The organism is Knoellia sp. S7-12, assembly GCF_040518285.1.
Lineage (GTDB): Bacteria > Actinomycetota > Actinomycetes > Actinomycetales > Dermatophilaceae > Knoellia.
In genome coordinates this window covers 3,374,346-3,394,425 of sequence record NZ_CP155449.1, presented here as the reverse complement: position 1 = coordinate 3,394,425, position 20,080 = coordinate 3,374,346, and the positions used below count along the sequence as shown (strand labels likewise).

Genomic DNA, 20,080 nt, shown 5'->3' with positions numbered 1-20,080 from the left:
CTGTGCATTGCTGCGCCCCAGCGCAGCAGTGCCAGCGTTGCTGCGCCCCAGCGCAGCAGTGCCAGCGTTGCTGCGCCCCAGCGCAGCAGTGCACAGCGCGGACGGAAGGGTTTGGGCTCGGGTTCGTGAGATGCCACGTGGAGGGCGGCACGGCATACCCCCTCGTCGTTGTTAGCCTGCTGAGGTGAGTGACATCGGACCGCAGTCAGAGATCGACTCGCGGACCGAGCGAGTCCGCCACGCAGTTGAGGGATGGACCAAGCACCTCGTCGACCTGGGCGGTCGCAACACGCTGCTCTGGTATCGCGATCTCCCCACCGGAACCCTCGACCTCACGACCGCGCACCCCGGCGGGGTGTCGATGCTCCTGGCGGGCCGCCCGACGCGACTCTCGGACCTCGTGCGCGAACCGGCGGCGTTCGACGAGGCCCGCAGGCGGGCTCGCACGATCGCCGGCAAGACGCGCGAGCTGCGCGAGGAACGCGGCATCGACACCGGCTTCGTCGCCGTGGGCATGGCGACGTGGAGCCTTGGCCGGGGCAAGGCTGCCGCCGCTCGACAGCCCGCAGCGCCCGTGCTTCTGCGCAGCTGCACGCTGCGGCCCACGACCCCCCAGCACGACGACTACGAACTCGACCTCGGCGACGAGATCGAGTTCAACCCCGTGCTCGAGCACTACCTCACCTCGGAGCAGGGTCTCTCGATCGACTCGGAGAAGCTCGAAGGGCTGACACACACACCGGCCGGTTTCGACCCCTACCCGGCGTATGCCGCCCTGACCGAGGCCTGCGCGGACGTGCCGGAGTTCGAGGTGACGCCCCGGATCGTGCTGGGCACGTTCTCCTACGCCAAGCTGCCGATGGTCGCCGACCTCGCCGCGCAGGGCGACGCGCTCGCCGACCACGACGTCATCGCGGCCATGGCGGGCGACCCGACGGCGCTGCGTTCGGTGCGCCACGAACTGCCGACCCGACCGGCCGACAGCATCCCCGACCCGGCCCAGGGCCTCCTCGTCCTCGACGCGGACTCGTCGCAGCAGGAGGCCATCGAGGCGGCCCGCTCCGGCGCGCACCTCGTCGTCCACGGGCCTCCCGGCACCGGCAAGTCGCAGACCATCGCCAACCTCGTCGCGGCGCTCGCGGCAGACGGCAAGCGCGTCCTGTTTGTTGCCGAGAAGCGTGCTGCCATCGACGCCGTCGTCGGTCGGCTCGACCGCGTGGGTCTCGGAGACCTCGTCCTCGACCTGCATGACGGTGCTCGGGGGCGGCGTCGCATCGCCACCGAGCTGGCCGACGCGCTGCCCGGTCGCACGGCCCGGCCGGCCGACCCGCCGGGTCGCGACGTGGACCGGCTGCGTGCTGCTGCCTCGACCCTGCGCGAGCACCGCGACGCGATGCACCAGTCGCGACACCCCTGGGGAGTGTCAGTGCATGACGTCCAGGAGGCCATCAGCGCGCTGGCAGTGAGCGAGCACCCGCCGCGCTCGCACGTGCGCATTCGCGGTGAGGCGCTTCAGTCGCTGCCGCGCGACCGCTACGAAGTGCTCACCCGCGAGCTGACCCGCATCGCGTCGCGCGGCGCGTGGCGCACCGACCACGCGACCGACCCGTGGTTCGGAGCCACCGTCCGCACTGTGGACGAAGCCGTGCGCGCTCGTGAGCTCGTGGAGCGCTGGTCTGGCGACGGCATCCCCGGCGTCGGCACGACGCTGGCGAACGTGTTCACCGGCCTGCGACTTCCCCAGTCCCGCACGGTGCGCGACTGGGGCCGCATCCTCGACACGGTCGCGCAGGTGCGCGACACCCTCGAGACGTTCCGCCCCGAGATCTTCGACGTCCCGCTCGGCGACTTCGTCGCAGCGACGGGCACTGCGGCATACCGGTCGTCCGTCGACGCCGAGCTCGGGTGGTGGGAACGGCGTGGCCTCAAGCGGCAGGTGCGCCGCTACGTCCGTCCGGGCCGCCCGCCGGCCGACCTCCACGCCGCTCTCGTCGAAGCGAACGAGCAGCGCAGTGCGTGGAAGCGGATGGCCGGGGCCGGTGGGCGTCCGGAGATGCCGTCCGACCTGGACCGTGCCATGGGGGCGTATGCCGGTCTCGCGGCCGATCTTGCCTGGCTCGAGGAGCGCGTCCCGACCACTGAGGCCGCGCCCTCGCTCCTCGACCTCCCGCGCGACGAACTCAGCGCTCGCATGCAGTCGCTCGCCGATGCACCAGAGCGGCTCGCAGTCGTGCCGTCGGTCATCGGTCCCGTCGAATCGTTGCGCGCAGCAGGGCTCGGCACCCTGCTCGACGACCTCTCGACCCGAGGTGTCGCCGCCGACCGAGTTGCTGGCGAGGCCGAGTTCGTGTGGTGGAGCTCGGTGCTCGACGACATCGCCCTGCGTGATCCCCGGGTGGGTGCCCACGACGGTGAGGACCTGCGCCGGACCGTGGGCGAGTTCGCGACGGCGGACCGAGAAGTGCTGCGGCAGAACGCTGGTCGCGTGCGGGCCGCCGTGCGTGCCAATGTCGACCGCATCTTGGCCGACGCACCGGAGCACGAGAGCCTCATCCGTGCCGAAGGCGCAAAGTCGCGTCGACACCGCCCGTTGCGCGACCTGCTGCCCGCCACCGGCGAGCTGCTCACGGCCGTGCGGCCCTGCTGGGTCATGAGCCCGCTCGTGGTCGCCTCAGTGCTGCCGCCCGGCGTGTGGTTCGACGTCGTCGTGTTCGACGAGGCCTCCCAGATCCCGCCGGCCGAGGCCGTGTCTGCGATCTCTCGCGCACGCCAGGTCGTCCTTGCCGGTGATGCGAAGCAGCTGCCCCCGACCTCGTTCTTCACGACGGTCAGCGAGTCCTTGGGGGAGGCGTCGGCGGAGGACTCGCTCACCGAAGGCGTCGAGTCCATCCTCGACGTGATGGCCGCGACGCTGCCGAGCCGGCGGCTGTCGTGGCACTACCGCTCGCAGGACGAGCGGCTCATCTCGTTCGCCAACGAGCACGTCTATGACGGCTCGCTCGTCACCTTCCCGGGGGCTGGCGCTGCACCCGTCCTGCGCCATGAGCTTGTTGACGGCGCGGGAGTCGTGGCCGAGGCCGCGGGCAGCGTCGAGACCACGCAGGCCGAGGTGGAGCGGGTCGTCGACCTCGTCATCGAGCACGCTCGCACCCGTCCCGCTGAGAGCCTCGGGGTCATCGCCCTGGGACTCGCCCACACCCAGCGTCTGGACGACGCCGTGCGCCGGGCACTGCTCGGCCTCGACCCGAAGACGGCCACGTTCTTCAAGGAGGACGTCCACGAGCGCTTCTTCATCAAGAACCTCGAGCGCGTCCAGGGCGACGAGCGCGACGCCATCATCCTGTCGGTCGGCTACGGCAAGACCCCGCACGGGCGAGTGCTGCACCGGTTCGGGCCGCTCAACATCGAGGGCGGCGAGCGGCGACTCAACGTCGCCATCACCCGCGCCAAGAAGCGGATGACCGTGGTCTCCTCGATCAGCGCCGACGAGCTGGACCCGCAACGCCTCAAGGCTCGCGGCGCCCAGATGCTGCGTGACTACCTCGCGCACGCTGCTGCCTCCAGCACCGCGGTGGTTGCCACGTGCGCGGATGCACCGGTGACGACACCTGAGGCCGCTGAGCATCCCGGGGGGGACGCGGCGTCGTCCATGCCCGTGCAGTCGGTGGTCATGGCCGAGTTCGCTCGTCGACTTCGGGCCGGTGGACTCATCGTCCACGAGCGCTACGGGTCGTCCGCCGACCCGATCGACCTTGCGGTCGAGGACCCCAACCACCGCGGCCGGCTGGCTGTCGCGGTGGAGTCGGACGGTCCGGAGTATGCCGCGATGTCCAGCGCTCGTGATCGTGACCGGCTGCGTGCCGAGCATCTTGGGCGCCTCGGTTGGCGCCACGTGCGGGTGTGGACGCGTGACGCCTTCCGCGACCCGGCGCGCGACGTCGCCCGGATCAAGGACCTCGCAGAGCGCGGCGGGTCGTGACTCGACGCTCTCGCCGCGCCTCGAGCGCACCTCAACGCGTCGGCTCGGACCAAGGGCTGACGTCGAGCCGACGTCGCGTCGAGGAGCGGGCCGCGGCCGATCTGACTCGGGAGCCGGATGACGGCTCGACAGCGGACGCGAGCGAGAAGGTGAGCGGCGAAGCTGCGACGAGCAAGCGGCATACCGGCAAGAAGAAGGTCGACCAGACCAAGGACGACACGGACGTCGGCTGGGGCGAGCGCGGCGACGACGACGCGTCCGCACGGTGGCTGCGCGAGAACCGCCCACCCCACTGGGACTGAACATCGGGTCAGAAGGCGGGACAGCGGCACGGGGCGGGAATCAGCGCGATGCTGGCTCCCGCCCCGTGGCGGTGTGGGTCAATTGAACTGGCCCTGAGTCGGTGCCGTCTGGTCAGAGGGTGGGACGCGCGCGCACGCTGTCGCGGATCTCCTTGAGGAGCTCGGTGTTGGGGTCGACCGTGTCGGACTCCGGCTCCGCCGGGAAGAACAGCTCCTTGGCGTGGGTGTAGGGCTTCACGATGAAGAAGTAGACGACGGCGGCGAGAATGAGGAAGGCGACGAGCGCGGTGATGAACGCGCCGAGCGGGATTTTGGCCGGCTCCCACGTGTTGAAGTCGGGGTTGCCGCCGACCTTGCCGACGATCGACATGATCACGTCGACCATCGTCTTGACCACCTCGCCGAATGCGCCAGCGATGACGAACGCCACCGCGAGCTCGACCAGGTTGCCGTGCATGACGAAGTCCTTGAAGCCCTTCATGGGTTCTGTCCTTTCAGTCGGAAACGTGTTGCCCGACGTCGAATTCGCCGAAGCGCTGCCACAGTACAAGCCGTGCGGTAACCTCGCGCGGCGCCAGTTGAGGGGGCGTGTCGAACCAGAGCGATCCGGTTCACCCGGTCGCTACGGTCAGGATCCTCGGTGGGCCACCGTCTGGTCGTTGACCTGCAAAGACGCGGTCCAGGGCGGCGGGCGCAAGAGCAAGGACCAGGCCCCGCGGCGTGGCTCCCGCTCCGGGCAACGATCCGGTCAAGGTGGGGGTTTCTGGCGTGTCGACGCCGAGAACGAGGACGTCGGTGGCCAGCGCGTTGCCGCCCGTGTCCGCGAAGATCGTCACCTGTTGACCCGCCGAAACGAGATCGAGAGAGCGTTCGTCGGCATGGAGGACGTGGGCGGCCACCGTGTCGGCCGGCAGCCCCTCGGCGGCCGAGCGGGGGATGAGGCGACTGCTCGTGATGAGCTCGCCCACCGGCACCCGCGAGGTGGTGCGGCGTCCGGCGAGGTCGTCGGCGCGCGAGAGGGCCCCGACCGCACCGACAGCGTCGGGTCCGCCCGGGTGCTGGACAGCACGGACGTCCGTCGTCGTGAGGACCGCACCGGGCGGAAGGTCTCGCGCCGCCACGAGCACCGCGGTCGTCGGGGGTGAGGGTGGACGCACCAGGCCGACGAGCGTGAGCACCGCTGCGGCGGCACAGACCGCCGCGCAGCCGCGGCGCAGGGCCCACCGGCGCCAGCGCGCGCGCCTCGACGGTCCGAGCAGCGCCGGTCGGGGCAGCGAGGGAAGGTCTGGTCGTGGCATGTCCTCGACGCTAGGTCGAGCGATCGGCCAGCGGGAGAGGTGATGCGGAGTCTGTGGACGACGAAGGCCTCGGAAGAAGCCTGTGGACGACGGCGACACGGCATCGCGACGACGGCAACACGGCATACAAGAGCGGTGTATGCCGTGTCGCACGCACCTGCGCGCAGGCACGGCATTCGCTGTGGCGGGGGGTGCGCCAGTACGGTCGTGACGTGAGCGACAACAGCATGACCCCCCAAGAGCCTGAGCAGAACACCTTCGCCGACCTCGGCCTGGACGAACGAGTCGTCCGGGCGTTGAAGGACGTGGGCTACGAAACGCCGTCCCCGATCCAGGCCGCGACGATCCCGGCCCTCCTCGAGGGGCGCCACGTCGTGGGCCTCGCGCAGACCGGAACCGGCAAGACGGCGGCCTTCGCGCTGCCCATCCTCAGCCGCCTCGACCTCAAGCAGAAGTCCCCGCAGGCCCTCGTCCTCGCGCCGACCCGTGAGCTCGCGCTCCAGGTCTGTGAGGCCTTCGAGAAGTACGCCTCCCGCATGCCCGGCGTCCACGTGCTGCCCGTCTATGGCGGACAGGCCTATGGCGTGCAGCTGAGCGCCCTGCGCCGCGGTGTCCACATCGTCGTCGGCACGCCCGGCCGCATCATGGACCACCTCGAGAAGGGCACCCTCGACCTGTCGGAGCTGCGCTTCCTTGTCCTCGACGAGGCCGACGAGATGCTCAAGATGGGCTTCGCCGAGGACGTCGAGACGATCCTCGCGGACACCCCTGCCGAGAAGCACGTGGCCCTGTTCTCTGCGACGATGCCCTCGCAGATCCGCCGCATCTCCAAGAAATACCTCACCGACGCCCTCGAGATCACGGTCGAGCGCACGACGGAGACCGCGCCCAACATCACGCAGCGCTACCTCTTCGTCTCCTATCCGCAGAAGATCGACGCCCTGACCCGCATCCTCGAGGTCGAGAACTTCGAGGGGATGATCGTCTTCGTCCGGACCAAGAACGAGACCGAGATGCTCGCGGAGAAGCTGCGGGCCCGTGGTTTCTCGGCCACGGCAATCAACGGGGACATCGCCCAGAATCAGCGTGAGCGCACCGTCGCCCAGCTCAAGTCCGGCAAGCTCGACATCCTCGTGGCCACCGATGTCGCGGCCCGTGGCCTCGACGTCGAGCGGATCAGCCACGTCGTCAACTACGACATCCCCACCGACACCGAGTCCTATGTGCACCGCATCGGTCGCACGGGCCGCGCCGGTCGCTCGGGCGACGCAATCTCGTTTGTCACGCCGCGTGAGAAGTACCTGCTCAAGGCCATCGAGAGGGCCACCAAGACGACGCTGACCGAGATGCAGCTGCCGAGCGTCGAGGACATCAACGCCACCCGCCTCGGCCGCTTCGACGACCGCATCACCGCGGCCCTGTCCTCGAACGAGCTCGACGCCTTCCGCGACGTCATCGCCCACTACGTGCGTGAGCACAACGCACCCGAGGCCGACGTGGCTGCGGCACTGGCGATCGTGCTCCAGGGCGACGAGCCGATGCTGCTCGGTCCTGACCCGGTGCGTCCGCCCCGACGCGAGCGCGACTCCGGTGGCGCCCAGGGCGGTCGCGACTTCGCAGACCGCGGCCCGCGCCGTGATGACCGCGGTGGTGGTCGCTTCGACAAGAGCGGCGGCAGCGAACGTCCGGCCCGACGTGGCTCGAACGTCCCCATGGCGACCTACAAGATCGCCGTCGGGCGTCGGCACAAGGTGGAGCCGCGTCAGATCGTCGGCGCTCTCGCCAATGAGGGCGGGCTCGGCCGACAGGACTTCGGCCACATTGACATCCGCGCGGACCACTCGCTCGTCGAGCTGCCCGCGACCCTGCCCTCAGGGACGTGGGACCTGCTGCGCACGACCCGCATCTCGGGTCAGCTCATCGAGCTGAGCGAGTCGAGCGAGCGTGGCGGACGTCTGGACAAGAAGCCGCACCGCAAGGGCGGCCCGCGGGAGCGCTGACTCTGGTCAGCTGCTGGACCAGGTCAAGCGCTCCATCGGATCAACGCAGGGCGGTCACGCCTGACTCCACGCAGGGGTCAGGCGGACGCCGCTGACGTCGAGGACGTCGACGAGCTGCTGCTGGACGAGGCACTGGACGAGCTCGACGAGCCGGAGGACGAGCCGCTCGAGCTGGAGCTGCCGGAGTCGGACGAGGTGCTCGTGGAGGCTGCCGGCGTGCTGCTGCTCGCGGCGGCGCGCGAGTCGTTGCGATAGAAACCGCCGCCCTTGAAGACGACTCCGACGGAGTTGAAGACCTTGCGGAGGGACCCGTCGCACTCGGGGCAGATCGACAGCGAGTCGTCGCTGAAGGACTGCACGAGCTCGAAACGGTGGTCGCATTCGCGACATGCGTAGGCGTACGTGGGCACGGGGTTTCCTCCTGGGCACTGCGTGGTGAGCGGTTCCAAGGATACGGAACGTCGGGGGATGCTCCGGTATGCCGCCCACACACCGAGCCGTCCGGCATACCCAGCCGTCCTTGTTGCGTCTGCGGAGGTGGCACCTGGAACGACCAAGGACGCAGACGCAAGCGGGGGCACGGTCAGGAGGTGGGGGCGCTCCCCGGCTTGGACCAGCCGGCGAGACGACCGCCCCGACTCACGGCATACAGGCGCTTCTCGACGGTCGCTCGCACCGCGGCAGGCGTGACGATGAGGAGCTGGTCGCCGCGGCGCAAGGGCGTCGTCTCCTTGGGGACGAACGAGATGCCGTCGCGGACGACCAGCGCCACGTTGGCGCCGGGGGGAAGCCGGAGCTCATAGATCTGCACGCCCGAGATGCGCGATGTCGGCCCGACCGCCACCTCCATGAGATGTGCGCCGATGTCATCGAACGCCGTTGTCTCGACGCTGAGGTCGACGGAGTGGTGGGACGTGTCGAGCCCGAGCTTGTGGGCGACCCACGGAAGTGTCGGGGCCTGCACGAGCGTGAAGATGACGACGAGGACGAAGACGAGGTTGAAGATCCACTCCACACCCTCGGTGCCGAGCGTCAGGGGCACCGTCGCCAGGACGACGGGCACGGCGCCGCGCAGACCCGCCCACGAGAGGAACGCCTGCGAGCGCCAGCTCAGCCCGAACGGTGTGCACGCCACGATCACCGACAGCGGGCGAGCGACCAGGAGAAGGACGAGCCCGAGCACGATTGCCGGAAGCAGCACCGACGGGAAGCCCGCCGGGTCCGCCAGCAGGCCGAGCAGGACGAACAACCCGATCTGGGCGAGCCAACCGAGTGCGGTCGAGAACCCGAGGACGGACGCGCGGTGCGGCAGGCCCATGTTGCCGAGCACGAGGGATGCGAGGTAGCAGGCGATGAACCCGGACGCGTGAATGACGTCGGCGGCGGCATAGGCCAGCACCGAGATCGTGACGACCCCGATGGCAAAGAGGGCCGATGACCCACCAGCCGCCTTGGCCATGAGACGGCCACCGAGCCAACCCACTGCCAGACCGACGGCCGAGCCGACGACCAGCTCGACGACGACCGTGATCGCGAGGGACCCCCACGACAGCCCGCCGGTGCCAGCGGTGTGGGCAGCGAGGGCCGTGACGAGGAGGACCACGGGGGCGTCGTTGAAGCCGGACTCGGCCTCGAGCATGCCGCTGATCCGGCGTGGCAGTGGCACCTTGCGCAGCACGGCGAAGACCGCTGCGGCATCGGTCGACGCGAGGATGGCGCCGACGAGAAGGGCGGCGTTCCACGGGATGTCGAGGACGAATCTGGCGGCCACGGCGACGACGCCGATGGACACGACGACGCCGACGGTGGCCAGTGCGGCAGCGGGAGCCAGCGATCCCTTGATGGAGTCCCACTTCGTCGTGACACCACCCTCGGTGAGGATGAGCACGAGGGCGGCGTAGCCGAGGACCTGGGTCAACTCCGTGTCGGAGAAGTCGATGCCCAGCCCTCGGTTGCCCAGGGCCAGGCCGATCCCGAGATAGATGAGGAGCGAGGGGAGGCCCGAGCGCGTTGAGACGCGCACCGCGGCAATCGCCGTGATGAGCACCGCCGAGCCGATGAGGAGCGCCACCGAAAGGGCGTGCAGGTCACCGGATTCGGCCGCAACCATCGTGTCGGCCAACGTGCCCTGGGCACCACTGAGCGCGCGCGGCATACCCAGGGTGTCGATCACGGCCCGTCCTTGCTCGTCGTCTCGCCTGACTGTCCTAGTCTCGCAGGGTGACTTCCCACCGTGTTGCCCGACGGGTGGCGTTGGCCGTGGTCGGCGTCCTTGCCGTTGCCGCCCTCGTTCTCTCGATCGTCGGCGTCTCCCTCGTCCGGCGCTCCTTCCCGCAGACCGAGGGCGAGATCACCATCGCCGGTCTGAGCGGCAAGGTCGACGTGTTGCGCGACGAGCGTGGAGTCCCGCAGATCTATGGCGACAGCGTCACCGACATCGCCCGGGCACAGGGTTTCGTCCACGCCCAGGACCGGTTCTTCGAGATGGATCTGCGGCGTCACGTCACGTCCGGTCGGCTCTCCGAACTCGTCGGCGACGCCGGGCTCGAGACCGACAAGGTCATCCGCACCATGGGTTGGCGCCGCATCGCCGAGGCCGAGCTGCCGACGCTGGCGCCGTCGACCCGCACCTACCTGCAGGCCTACGCCGACGGTGTCAACGCCTATCTCCGCGGCCGCTCGCCGTCGCAGGCGTCACTCGAGTACGTCGTCCTGGGCACCACCGTCTCGGACTACCGGATCGAGGACTGGACCCCTGCCGACTCGATCGCGTGGCTCAAGGCGATGGCCTGGGACCTGCGTGGCGACTACTCCGACGAGTTGGCCCGAGCCCGCCTCTCGACCCGGATCTCACCGGCGCAGATCGCCGAGCTCTATCCGGCCTACGACCTCGCGAACAAGCCGATCCTCTCGCCGGGGGACTGGCAGCCGTCGGCGGCGTCCGGCCAGCAGTCCTCCGCGGTTCCGTCCGCGCTGAGCGAGCGTGCGGCAAAGGACAGCGCTGCGGGAACGTTCACGAACCCTTCGGCACAGCGGGCGTATGCCGCGGTGGGCCGTGCGCTCGAAGCCGTGCCTGCGCTTCTCGGTCGCGGTGACGGCATCGGTTCCAACTCGTGGGTCGTGGGCCCGGACAAGTCCGCCACGGGCAAGCCGCTGCTCGCCAACGACCCGCACCTCAGCCCGGGCCAGCCCGGCATCTGGTACCAAGTGGGCCTGCACTGCCGCAAGGTGTCGGAGCAGTGTCCGCTCGACGTCGCCGGCTTCTCGTTCTCCGGTGTGCCCGGCGTGGTCATCGGTCACAACAACCGGATCTCGTGGGGCTTCACGAACCTTGGACCCGACGTCAGCGACTTCTATCTCGAGAAGCTCGACGGTGAGCGTGTGCTGCGAGGCGATGCCTGGGAGCCGCTGACGACTCGCCGTGAGGTCATCAAGGTCGCGGGTGCCGCCGACGAGACGATCACCGTCCGGTCGACACGTCACGGACCCCTCATGTCGGACGTGCTCGACACGATCGACGAAGCCGGTGAGCGCTCACCGGTGCCGCAGTCCGAGGGGCAGGCACCGTCAGGGCAGGACTACGCCGTGTCGATGGCCTGGACCGGCCTGCGCGCAAGCAAGACGGCCGACGCAATCTTCGAGATGAACGTGGCCCAGAACTTCGGGGAGTTCCGCGAGGCTGCCAAGTCCTTCGCCGTGCCCGCGCAGAACCTTGTCTATGCCGATGTCGACGGCCACATCGGCTACCAGGCGCCGGGTCAGGTGCCGGTTCGAGTGTCGGCCTTCCCCGGCTCGCCGCCGGGCTACTGGCCGGCGCCGGGCTGGGACGAGGCCTACGACTGGCAGGGCGACGTGCCCTTCGAGTCGATGCCCACATCTCTGGACCCCACTGAGGGGATCATCGTCGCGGCCAACCAGGCCGTGACGGCGAGCGCGAGTCCGTTCCTCACGACGCAATGGGACCACGGCTACCGAGCCCAGCGGATCCGCGAGCTGCTCGAGGCTGCGACCACGGATGGCCGCAAGGTGACGGTGGCGCAGATGGCTGACCTCCAGATGGACTCCCGCAACGAGTTCGCGCCGACCCTGGTCAAGGCCCTGCTCGCCGTGCCGCTCGGCGACGCCGACGACTCCGAGCAGGAGGTGGCCTTCACCCGTGAGGCGCAGGACCTCCTTCGCGACTGGGACCACACGACTCCCGCTGATGACTCCCGCACCGGGGCTGCAGCCGCCTACTACAACGCGGTGTGGGACAACCTCCTGCGACTCCTCTTCGACGACGAGGTGCCCGAGGATCTGCGGGCCAACGGTGGCAGCCGCTACATGGCAGCAGTGGGGCGCCTGCTCGCGAACCCCAGGAGCGTCTGGTGGGACAACCGCGAGACCGCCGGCATCACCGAGGGCCGCGACGAGATCCTGCGTCAGGCCCAGGTCGAGGCGCGCCTCGAACTCACGAAGCGTCTCGGCAAGGATCCGGACGACTGGCGCTGGGGCGCGCTGCACACCCTTGAGCTGACCCACCAGGTCCTCGGGGGCGACAGCGTGCCCGGCATCGTGCGCAGCATCTTCAACCGCGGCGGCTTCGAGATGCCGGGCGGGTCGGCCGTCGTCAACGCCAACGGCTGGGATGCGAGCAAGGGCTACGAGACCAACTGGGCTCCGTCGATGCGGATGGTCGTCGACCTCGGCTCCCTCGACCGGTCGACGTGGATCAACCAGACCGGCGCGAGCGGACACGCCTTCAACGGGCACTACGACGACCAGACCCAGGACTGGGTCGAGGGACGTCAGCACCCGTGGCCGTTCACCGAGAAGGCCGTGCGTGAAGCCGCCGAGGACGAGCTGACACTCGTGCCCGGGCGAACGAGCTGAGGGACCGAGGGCCTAGAGCCAGGTGATCCCGTCGACGGTGAGCATGCCGTCGACTCGCTGGTCGCGGTCATCGTGAGGGAGGCGCACGCTGTGCAGCTCTCCGGGGTGCAGGACCACGACGACCCTCGCGGTTGGCTCCCGCCGGGCGAGAGCGCGGTCATAGCTGCCACCACCTCGCCCCAGCCGTGTCCCGACGAGGTCGACGGCGAGGCCGGGAGTGAGGACGAGACCGGCGGCCGAAATCGTGTCGGGACCAAGCGGCATACGCTGCTCGTCCGTCACGTCGCACCAGTCGAGATCGTTGTCCGGCAACGTGATCGGAACGACGACGCGTATGCCGTGTGTCAAGAACGCGGCGATCGTCGCCGCCGTGGGTGGCTCGGTCCGCAGGGCCTCGTAGGCCGCGACGGTGTCGCCCTCGGTGAGGCCGCACTCGCGCGCGAGTGCGACGGCATGGGTGGCCAGGGTGAGGTCGTCAGCATCGCGGTCGCGCACCGCAGCGATCTCGCGTCGGGCGGCGAGCAGGGGCGGGCGCAGGGCGGCCTTGTCGTGGCTGGTGTGGTCCTCGGTCACCCGAACAGTCTGGCGGCAGACACGACAGCGCGGGCACAGACCGGTCCCCTAGGGTGACGTCCATGGGTGATGACGGCCTCCGGCAGAGCACTGACCTGATGCGGACACGTGGGGTGGACGAGCGGGCGATCATGGCCTTCACTCGGTTCTACGCGATGGTCGAGCATGATGCGACGGGCCACATCCACGAGGACACGATCGAACCGTTGGGTGAGGTGCAGACCCTCGCCGACATCGAGCTCACCACCACTGAGGCGCGCGCTGCCCTCGCGACGTCGGTGGTCCTCAAGCTCAATGGTGGGCTGGGCACGTCGATGGGCATCAGTGGCCCCAAGTCGGCCCTGCCGGTGCGTGACGGGCTGAGCTTCCTCGACATCATCGCCCGACAGGTGCTCGCGATCCGCAAGGAGCACGACGTCGAGCTGCCCGTCGTCTTCATGGATTCGTTCCGGACCCAGGACGAGACCCTCCAGAACCTCGCGGCGCACGCAGGACTCGAGGTCGAGGGGTTGCCGCTGAGCTTCCTCCAGAGCGCCGAGCCCAAGCTGCGCTCCGACGACCTGTCGCCGGTGTCCTGGCCGGACGACCCCGAGCTCGAGTGGTGCCCGCCGGGGCACGGCGATGTCTACATCGCGCTCCAGTCCAGTGGTCTGCTCGACACGTTGCGAGACAAGGGTTTTCGCTACCTCTTCCTCTCCAACGCCGACAACCTCGGCGCCGTGTGCGACCCGCGGATCCCTGCGTGGATGGCGGACGAGGACATCCCCTACGTCGCCGAGGTCTGTGCACGCACCCGCAACGACCGCAAGGGTGGGCACCTCGCCCGACGTCGCGACGACGGGCGGCTCATCCTGCGCGACTCGGCCCAGGTGGCGCCGGGCGAGGAGAGCTTCTTCGCCGACAACGAGCGGCACGAGTACTTCCACGTCAACAACCTCTGGATCGACCTCGACGTCCTCGCGACCCAGCTCGCCGAGCGGGCGGGCGTCCTCGAGCTGCCCATCATCGTCAACCGCAAGACCGTCGACCCGACCCTCAAGGACTCGACGCCGGTCATCCAGATCGAGTCGTCGATGGGCTCGGCCATCGAGGTCTTCGAGGGATCGCGTGCCCTGTTCGTCCCGCGTGACCGCTTCCGCCCGGTGAAGACGACGAACGAGTTGTTGCTCGTGCGATCCGACCTCTATGAGCTCGACGCCGCGAGCCGCGTGGTCTCGCTCATCGACCACGATGAGCCCTTCATCGACCTCTCCAAGGAATTCAGGTTCATCAACGACTTCGATGAGCGCTTCCCGCACGGGGTGCCGTCGATCAGTGAGGCCCGCTCGCTCGTCGTCGACGGTGACGTGACGTTCGGTCGCGATGTCGTGTGCGTCGGTGACGTCACGGTGCGCGCCGGCGAGCCGCGGTTGATCCCGGACGGTGCCCGACTCGCAGGCGACGCGTGAGGTCGGTCGACGAACACCGGGCGGCGGTGGTCGCCCTCATCTCTGCTGCATTGCCTCCGGTGACGGTGTCGTTGTCCGATGCCTTGGGGCGAGTGCTGGCCGCCGATGTCGTCGCGGCAGTGGACCTTCCGGGCTTCGACAACAGCGCCATGGACGGGTATGCCGTCCGCTCGGCTGACGTCGTCGACGCCAGCGCCGCTTCGCCGGTGGTGTTGGAGGTCGATGGCGACATCGCGGCGGGCGACACGCGACGGCACGTGCTGCGGCCCGGGGCGACGATGCGGATCATGACGGGTGCGCCGTTGCCCGAGGGTGCCGACGCGATCGTGCCCGTGGAGGCCAGCGACGGGGGAGTGTCACGGGTGGCGCTGAACCTGGCTGCCGAGACGGGACGACACCTGCGTCGACAGGGCGAGGACGTGCGGACCGGTGACGTCGTGCTGCGCGCCGGCACTCACGTGGGGCCGGGACAGGTCGCGCTCGCGGCCGCGTCCAACGTCGCAGAACTCAGCGTCGCTGCGAAGCCGCGGGTCTCGATCATGTCCACCGGTGATGAGCTCATGCTGCCGGGACAGTCGCTCCAGTACGGGCAAATCGTGGACTCCAACAGCGTGATGCTCGCTGCGCTCGCGACCGCCTCTGGTGCGGACGTCATGGGAAGTGGGCATCTGAACGACGACGCCGAGGCCATGGCGGCGTTGCTCGGGGACATGCCCGGGCAGCCCGACCTCATCCTCACGACGGGTGGGGTGTCGATGGGGGCCTATGACACGGTCAAGGAAGTGCTGTCGGGCACCGGAACCGTCGAATTCGTCAAGGTCGCGATGCGCCCCGGGATGCCTCAGGGCGCAGGGGTCGTGGGCGAGCGGCGCACGCCGATCATCACCTTGCCCGGCAATCCGGTGAGCTCGTTCGTGTCGTTCCATGTCTTCGTGCTGCCGGCGCTCCGTGCTCTGGCCGGGCTCGACCCCGAGATCGCCACGATCGAAAGCGTTGCCGCACAGGGGTGGTCATCGATCGAGGGCAAGGCTGAGTTCACCCGCGTCGTCGTCGATGCTGACGGCGCCCGCCCCTCCGGTGGACAGGGTTCGCACATGCTCGGAGCACTCGCCGACGCGACGCATCTTGCCGTCGTCGACGCCGAGACCACGCAGATTCGGCCCGGGGACACGGTCCACCTCCTGCCGCTGGTGGGGCAGGATTGGCCATGTCCCTAACTCACCAATTCCCCTCGTTAGGGACACAGCGTGTCTGTCCCGCACGAGGGGAATTGGTGAGTTGGGAACGAACGTGACAGCAGGCGAGGGTGACAAGGGCGAGGCTTTGGCTCCCAAAGGGCTGACACACGTCCGGGCTGATGGGACGGCGCACATGGTCGACGTGTCCGCCAAGGCCATCACCGCCCGGGAGGCCAGCGCCCGGGGCCGTGTCCTCCTCTCGGCGGCTGCGATCGCCGCCCTTCGGGACGGGACGGTCCCCAAAGGTGACGCGCTTGCGGTCGCTCGACTGGCCGGCATACAGGCCGTGAAACGCACTCCGGAACTCATCCCCCTGGCCCACCCCGTCGCGGTCCACGCAGCCAGTGTCGACCTCGACGTCACCGACGACGGCGTCGACATCAGTGCCACCGTGCGCACGGCCGACCGCACCGGCATCGAGATGGAGGCCCTCACTGCCGTGAGCGTCGCAGCCCTCGCCCTCATCGACATGGTCAAGGCCGTCGACAAACACGCCCGCATCACCGACGTGCGCGTCACGGCGAAGTCGGGTGGCCGATCCGGCGACTGGGTCGAGCAGTGAGCGTCGACCACGGCCTCGCCGGCCGCCGCGCCATCGTCGTCACCGCATCCACCCGTGCCTCGCAGGGCGTCTATCCCGACAAGGGGGGCGCGCTCATCGTCGAGACCCTGCGTGCGTGGGGCGCCGAGGTCGACGACCCGACGGTCGTGGCCGACGCCGACATCGCAGAGACGCTCGCGGCGGCTCTCGCGGCGCGCCCCGACCTGTTGCTCACGACGGGCGGCACGGGGATCAGTCCGACCGACGGGACTCCCGAGGCGACCGCCCCGTTGCTCGATCGCGAGGTCCCGGGGATCGCTGAGGCGGTCCGCGCTGCCGGCATTGCTGCCGGTGTGCCGACCGCGATGCTCTCTCGCGGGCTCGCCGGGATCTGCGGGCAGACGCTGGTCGTCAACCTGCCCGGCTCGACCGGTGGGGTCCGTGACGCCCTCGCGGTGCTCGAGCCGGTCATCAGCCACGCGTTGAGTCAGCTCGCGGGAGGTGACCACTGATGCGCTGGAGCCGTCCGCGTCGTGGCTGGTCGCTCCTCCTGGCGGGGACCACGCCTGCGGGTGTGCCGATCCTGCTGCGACCGTTGCGCTCAGAGGACTCCGAGGAGTACTCCTCGGTTCGCGCGCTCAACCGTCACTGGCTCACTCCGTGGGACGCGACCTCGCCCGTGCCGGCGACCTCGCCCAGGACGTTCGACGATCTGGTCGACCTCTATCAGGAGGATGCCCTCGCCGGACGGATGATCCCGCTCGTCATCGAGACCGATGGTCGGCTCGTCGGGCAGATCAATGTCAGCAACATCGTCATGGGGTCGTTCCGCTCCTGCACCGTCGGCTACTGGGTGGCGCAGTCGGTCGCGGGGAAGGGCATCATCCCGCTGGCTCTCGCCCTCGTCGCCGACCACGCGATGCAGGACCTTGGGATCCATCGGATCGAGATCAACATCCGCCCAGAGAACGCCGCCAGTCTGGCCGTCGTCCGCAAGCTCGGCTTCCGGGATGAGGGAGTGCGGGAGCGGATGCTCCACATCGACGGCGACTGGCGCGATCATCGCTCCTTCGCCCTGACGACAGAGGATCTCGTCGGCGGGAACGTGATGGACCGTCTGACCCATACGTCACAGCAGTCACGTGGGCGACACACCGTAGAGGGTCCAACTGACTGACCCTCTGCACGCATAACGTCGTGTTTGTGCAGCCGAGCAGCCTCATCTTCCTTGTCATTATCGGGATCTGGGCTGCCTATTTTGTCCAGTACTGGGTCCGTCGGCGCGAGCATCTCGCCACGATCCGGTCTGTCGATGCCTTCTCCGAGACGATGCGGGTCCTCGAGCGCCGGGCACCGCTTCCGTCGGTCGACCACGGTGGACAGGCGCCCCGGACCTACGCCGTGAGCCCGGCCCGCGCCATGCGCCCCCAAGTCACCGTGAAGCGCGCCGAGGCTCACGTGACCTCAGGGGTCGCTCACGTCGAGACCGCTGAGGTCGTCGAGGCGATGGCGCCGAGTCGCACCGCCATGCGACCCGGCCGTGCCGCCCGCGGGATCGTGGTCCTCATCGGCCTCGCCGGAACCCTCATCTTCGGACTGCTCGGTGTCCTCGGTGTCCTGGTGTCATGGTCCTTCGTCGTGCCGTTGGTGATGGCCGGGGTCGGGTTCTTCTGGCTGCGTGCCGGGATCCAGTCCGAGCTCAAGGCCCAGCGCGCCGCTCGTGGCCGTGCCCGCCGCGCCGCCGCCCGCACTGCAGCACCGACCGCCCGAACTTCAGCACCGACCGCGCGGGCGTCAGCGCCTGTCGCCGCATCCGTGACCACCCATGCGTCGCCACAGCGTTCCGCCGAGATGGTGGCCAGCGAGTCCGTTCTCGAGCCGGCCCAGCACCCGGCGCCGTATGACGTGGCCTCCGAGGTCACCGTCCCCGCCCCTGTTGCCTCCGCAGCCCCGGCCGTTCAGGAGACCGTGGAGGGGCAGACCGTCGCTCAGCACGAGGTCGCGCCGCCCGAGATCGACGAGGACGACATCCCGCTCACCTGGGACCCCCGCCCAGTGCCTCGCCCGACCTACACGATGAAGGCCCGGGCCGCCGAGCGTTCGGCACCGGCCATGGACGTCACGCCGGCAGCGGAAGCGCAGCACCCGGCATACGACGAGGTTCTGCAGCGCCGCACCGCCGGCGCCTGACAGCACCCACCCACGCAACGACGAACGCCCCGCGATGACATCGCGGGGCGTTCGGCATGGTGGGGCTGGCTCTAGTGATCGGCTTCCTCGAGCTCTTCCTCGAGGTCGGGCCGCACCTCTTCACCATCGAGCAGGTGGTGGCCCACAGCGTTGAGCACGGCGACGAGCGGGACGGCGATCAGTGCCCCGAGGACGCCTGCGACGACGACACCGGCGGCAATCCCGAGGATGACGGCCAGCGGGTGCACGCGGACAGCGCGACCGAGCAGGAACGGCTGCAGGACGTGCGACTCGAGCTGCTGCACGGCGACGACGCCACCGAGCATGATGAGCGCCTGGACGGGGCCGAGGGCCACGAGGGCGAGCAGCACGGGAACGGCGCCCGAGATGGCGGCACCGATGACCGGCACGAAGGCACCAAAGAACACGAGCACGGCTACGCCCGAGGCGAAGGGCACGCCGAGCAGGGCGGCCACGATGCCGATGCCGAGGGCGTCGACGGCGGCCACGAGGATCGTCGCGCGAGTGAACGCCGACAGCTGGCCCCACGCGATGACGCCCGAGGAGTGGACGCGGTCACGAGAACTCGCGGGAAAGAGGCGGACGGCCCAGGCCCAGATGCGCTCTCCCTCATAGAGGAAGAAGAACAACGCGAACAGCGCGATGAAGAAGCCAGCGACGACGTGCGTCACGGTCAGCCCGGCCTGCGCGGCCGTCTCACCGAGATTGCCACCACCCGAGCTCAGCTGCTCGCGGGCCCTGTCGATCCATTCATCGACCTGGGTGTCGGTGATGCCGAAGCTGGTGCGGAACCAGCCGCGGATCTCGTCGATGCCCTCACCGACCTGGTCACGGATGTCACCGAACTGCGAGGTGAACTGCGACCCGACGAAGCTCAGTGCTCCGACGATGACCGCGAGGGTCCCAAGGACCGTGAGACCGGCTGCCGCACCTCGCGGGATGACGCGAGACAGGTTGCGCGTCACGGGCATCAGCAGGGCGGCGAGAAGCATCGCGATGATGATCGGCACCGTGACCGCGGACAGGTAGGCGATGATCCAGAGCGCACCGAAGATGGCGGCCGCGACGATGATGAGTCGCCAGGACCACTCGCTCGCGGTGCGCACTCCCATGGGGACCTGCCAGGAGGCTGGTTGATGCGCCGGATCGGTGTCGAGAGCGGGCTGGTGGGGGGCCGCGGCAGGCTCCGGAGCTGTGGTCGACATCCCGAGTCTTGGCAGGTCAGCGGGGTCGGCACTGCCGACTCGGCCGGACGGCATACGAAGGCGCATGTCGTTGAGCGTATGCCGCGCTCGTCCGGTTTCGTGACGGACCTTGCCCGGTGTTATCGTGAGGCCGCTCAATGGGGCTGTGGCGCAGTTGGTAGCGCGTCTCGTTCGCATCGAGAAGGCCAGGGGTTCGAATCCCCTCAGCTCCACCCGGGTGAGACCCCGTTTGACCGGCACGAACATGCCTGGTCGGGCGGGGTCTTCTCGTGGGAAATCGGACCCGACCGTTCGTGTGGGCCCCGGGTGTTGGCGGTTCAGGCCGGCCCGATCGGCGGGGTGCCGAGGGCTGGGGGACCTTTGGCCCTACGGCGCCTGCTCGCGCGATGATCAAGTGGGGCTCGAAGCGGCTT

The 20,080-nt window shown here is 69.3% G+C and carries 16 protein-coding genes and 1 tRNA gene; 11 read left to right on the top strand and 6 right to left on the bottom strand.

Going from position 1 to position 20,080, the window contains the following annotated elements; all coding sequences use genetic code 11:
• Positions 1–184 precede the first annotated feature (184 nt).
• Both V6K52_RS16285 and V6K52_RS16280 read left to right on the top strand, forming a co-directional pair.
• Positions 185–3,979, top strand: coding sequence for an AAA domain-containing protein (locus V6K52_RS16285; RefSeq protein ID WP_353951165.1), 3,795 nt, complete (start codon positions 185–187; stop codon positions 3,977–3,979).
• Positions 3,976–4,281: a hypothetical protein gene (locus tag V6K52_RS16280; RefSeq protein WP_353951164.1), complete on the top strand. Its 306-nt coding sequence runs from the start codon at positions 3,976–3,978 to the stop codon at positions 4,279–4,281. Before V6K52_RS16285 ends, V6K52_RS16280 begins: the two co-directional genes overlap by 4 nt.
• Positions 4,282–4,393: 112 nt before the next feature.
• Here the strand turns inward: V6K52_RS16280 and mscL are convergent, their stop codons facing one another.
• Positions 4,394–4,762: a large conductance mechanosensitive channel protein MscL gene (gene mscL / locus V6K52_RS16275; protein WP_353951163.1), complete on the bottom strand. Its 369-nt coding sequence runs from the start codon at positions 4,760–4,762 to the stop codon at positions 4,394–4,396.
• Positions 4,763–4,892: 130 nt separating this feature from the next.
• The gene (locus tag V6K52_RS16270; protein WP_353951162.1) at positions 4,893–5,579 is read right to left on the bottom strand and encodes an SAF domain-containing protein; all 687 of its coding nucleotides are present in this window, start codon (positions 5,577–5,579) and stop codon (positions 4,893–4,895) included.
• 227 nt (positions 5,580–5,806) lie between these two features.
• Between V6K52_RS16270 and V6K52_RS16265 the strand changes: the two genes are divergently transcribed.
• Positions 5,807–7,579: a DEAD/DEAH box helicase gene (locus tag V6K52_RS16265; protein WP_353953792.1), complete on the top strand. Its 1,773-nt coding sequence runs from the start codon at positions 5,807–5,809 to the stop codon at positions 7,577–7,579.
• A 77-nt stretch (positions 7,580–7,656) separates the two neighbouring features.
• On the opposite strand, the gene V6K52_RS16260 is transcribed toward V6K52_RS16265, so the two are convergent.
• Together V6K52_RS16260 and V6K52_RS16255 are read right to left on the bottom strand one after the other, a co-directional pair.
• The gene (locus tag V6K52_RS16260) at positions 7,657–7,989 is read right to left on the bottom strand and encodes an FmdB family zinc ribbon protein (RefSeq protein WP_353951161.1); all 333 of its coding nucleotides are present in this window, start codon (positions 7,987–7,989) and stop codon (positions 7,657–7,659) included.
• Between the two features lie 173 nt (positions 7,990–8,162).
• Positions 8,163–9,752 carry a potassium/proton antiporter gene (locus V6K52_RS16255; protein WP_353951160.1) on the bottom strand — a complete coding sequence of 530 codons (1,590 nt, stop codon included), beginning with the start codon at positions 9,750–9,752 and terminating at the stop codon, positions 8,163–8,165.
• A 47-nt stretch (positions 9,753–9,799) separates the two neighbouring features.
• On the opposite strand from V6K52_RS16255, the gene V6K52_RS16250 reads away from it, so the two are divergent.
• Complete coding sequence (locus tag V6K52_RS16250; RefSeq protein WP_353951159.1) at positions 9,800–12,451, top strand: penicillin acylase family protein; 2,652 nt, start codon at positions 9,800–9,802, stop codon at positions 12,449–12,451.
• Between the two features lie 12 nt (positions 12,452–12,463).
• On the opposite strand, the gene V6K52_RS16245 is transcribed toward V6K52_RS16250, so the two are convergent.
• Entirely contained in the window at positions 12,464–13,024 is a 561-nt protein-coding gene (locus V6K52_RS16245) for a 5-formyltetrahydrofolate cyclo-ligase (RefSeq protein WP_353951158.1), read from the bottom strand.
• A 62-nt stretch (positions 13,025–13,086) separates the two neighbouring features.
• On the opposite strand from V6K52_RS16245, the gene V6K52_RS16240 reads away from it, so the two are divergent.
• From V6K52_RS16240 to V6K52_RS16215, 6 genes are all read left to right on the top strand, one after another.
• Positions 13,087–14,472: a UTP--glucose-1-phosphate uridylyltransferase gene (locus tag V6K52_RS16240; protein ID WP_353951157.1), complete on the top strand. Its 1,386-nt coding sequence runs from the start codon at positions 13,087–13,089 to the stop codon at positions 14,470–14,472.
• Entirely contained in the window at positions 14,469–15,689 is a 1,221-nt protein-coding gene (gene glp / locus V6K52_RS16235) for a gephyrin-like molybdotransferase Glp (protein WP_353951156.1), read from the top strand. The genes V6K52_RS16240 and glp overlap by 4 nt, the downstream gene beginning before the upstream one ends.
• A 154-nt stretch (positions 15,690–15,843) precedes the next feature.
• A complete protein-coding gene (moaC, locus tag V6K52_RS16230; RefSeq protein ID WP_353951155.1) occupies positions 15,844–16,272 on the top strand; it encodes a cyclic pyranopterin monophosphate synthase MoaC in 429 nt (142 codons plus the stop codon).
• Entirely contained in the window at positions 16,269–16,763 is a 495-nt protein-coding gene (locus V6K52_RS16225) for a MogA/MoaB family molybdenum cofactor biosynthesis protein (RefSeq protein ID WP_353951154.1), read from the top strand. The genes moaC and V6K52_RS16225 overlap by 4 nt, the downstream gene beginning before the upstream one ends.
• On the top strand, positions 16,763–17,428 hold the full coding sequence (locus tag V6K52_RS16220) for a GNAT family protein (protein ID WP_353951153.1): 666 nt from the start codon (positions 16,763–16,765) through the stop codon (positions 17,426–17,428). The genes V6K52_RS16225 and V6K52_RS16220 overlap by 1 nt, the downstream gene beginning before the upstream one ends.
• 26 nt (positions 17,429–17,454) lie before the next feature.
• Positions 17,455–18,441: a hypothetical protein gene (locus V6K52_RS16215; RefSeq protein WP_353951152.1), complete on the top strand. Its 987-nt coding sequence runs from the start codon at positions 17,455–17,457 to the stop codon at positions 18,439–18,441.
• Between the two features lie 71 nt (positions 18,442–18,512).
• Here V6K52_RS16215 and V6K52_RS16210 read toward each other — a convergent pair whose 3' ends face one another.
• On the bottom strand, positions 18,513–19,733 hold the full coding sequence (locus V6K52_RS16210) for an AI-2E family transporter (RefSeq protein WP_353951151.1): 1,221 nt from the start codon (positions 19,731–19,733) through the stop codon (positions 18,513–18,515).
• A 73-nt stretch (positions 19,734–19,806) separates the two neighbouring features.
• On the opposite strand from V6K52_RS16210, the gene V6K52_RS16205 reads away from it, so the two are divergent.
• A tRNA-Ala gene (locus V6K52_RS16205) sits at positions 19,807–19,879 on the top strand.
• Positions 19,880–20,080: the final 201 nt, after the last annotated feature.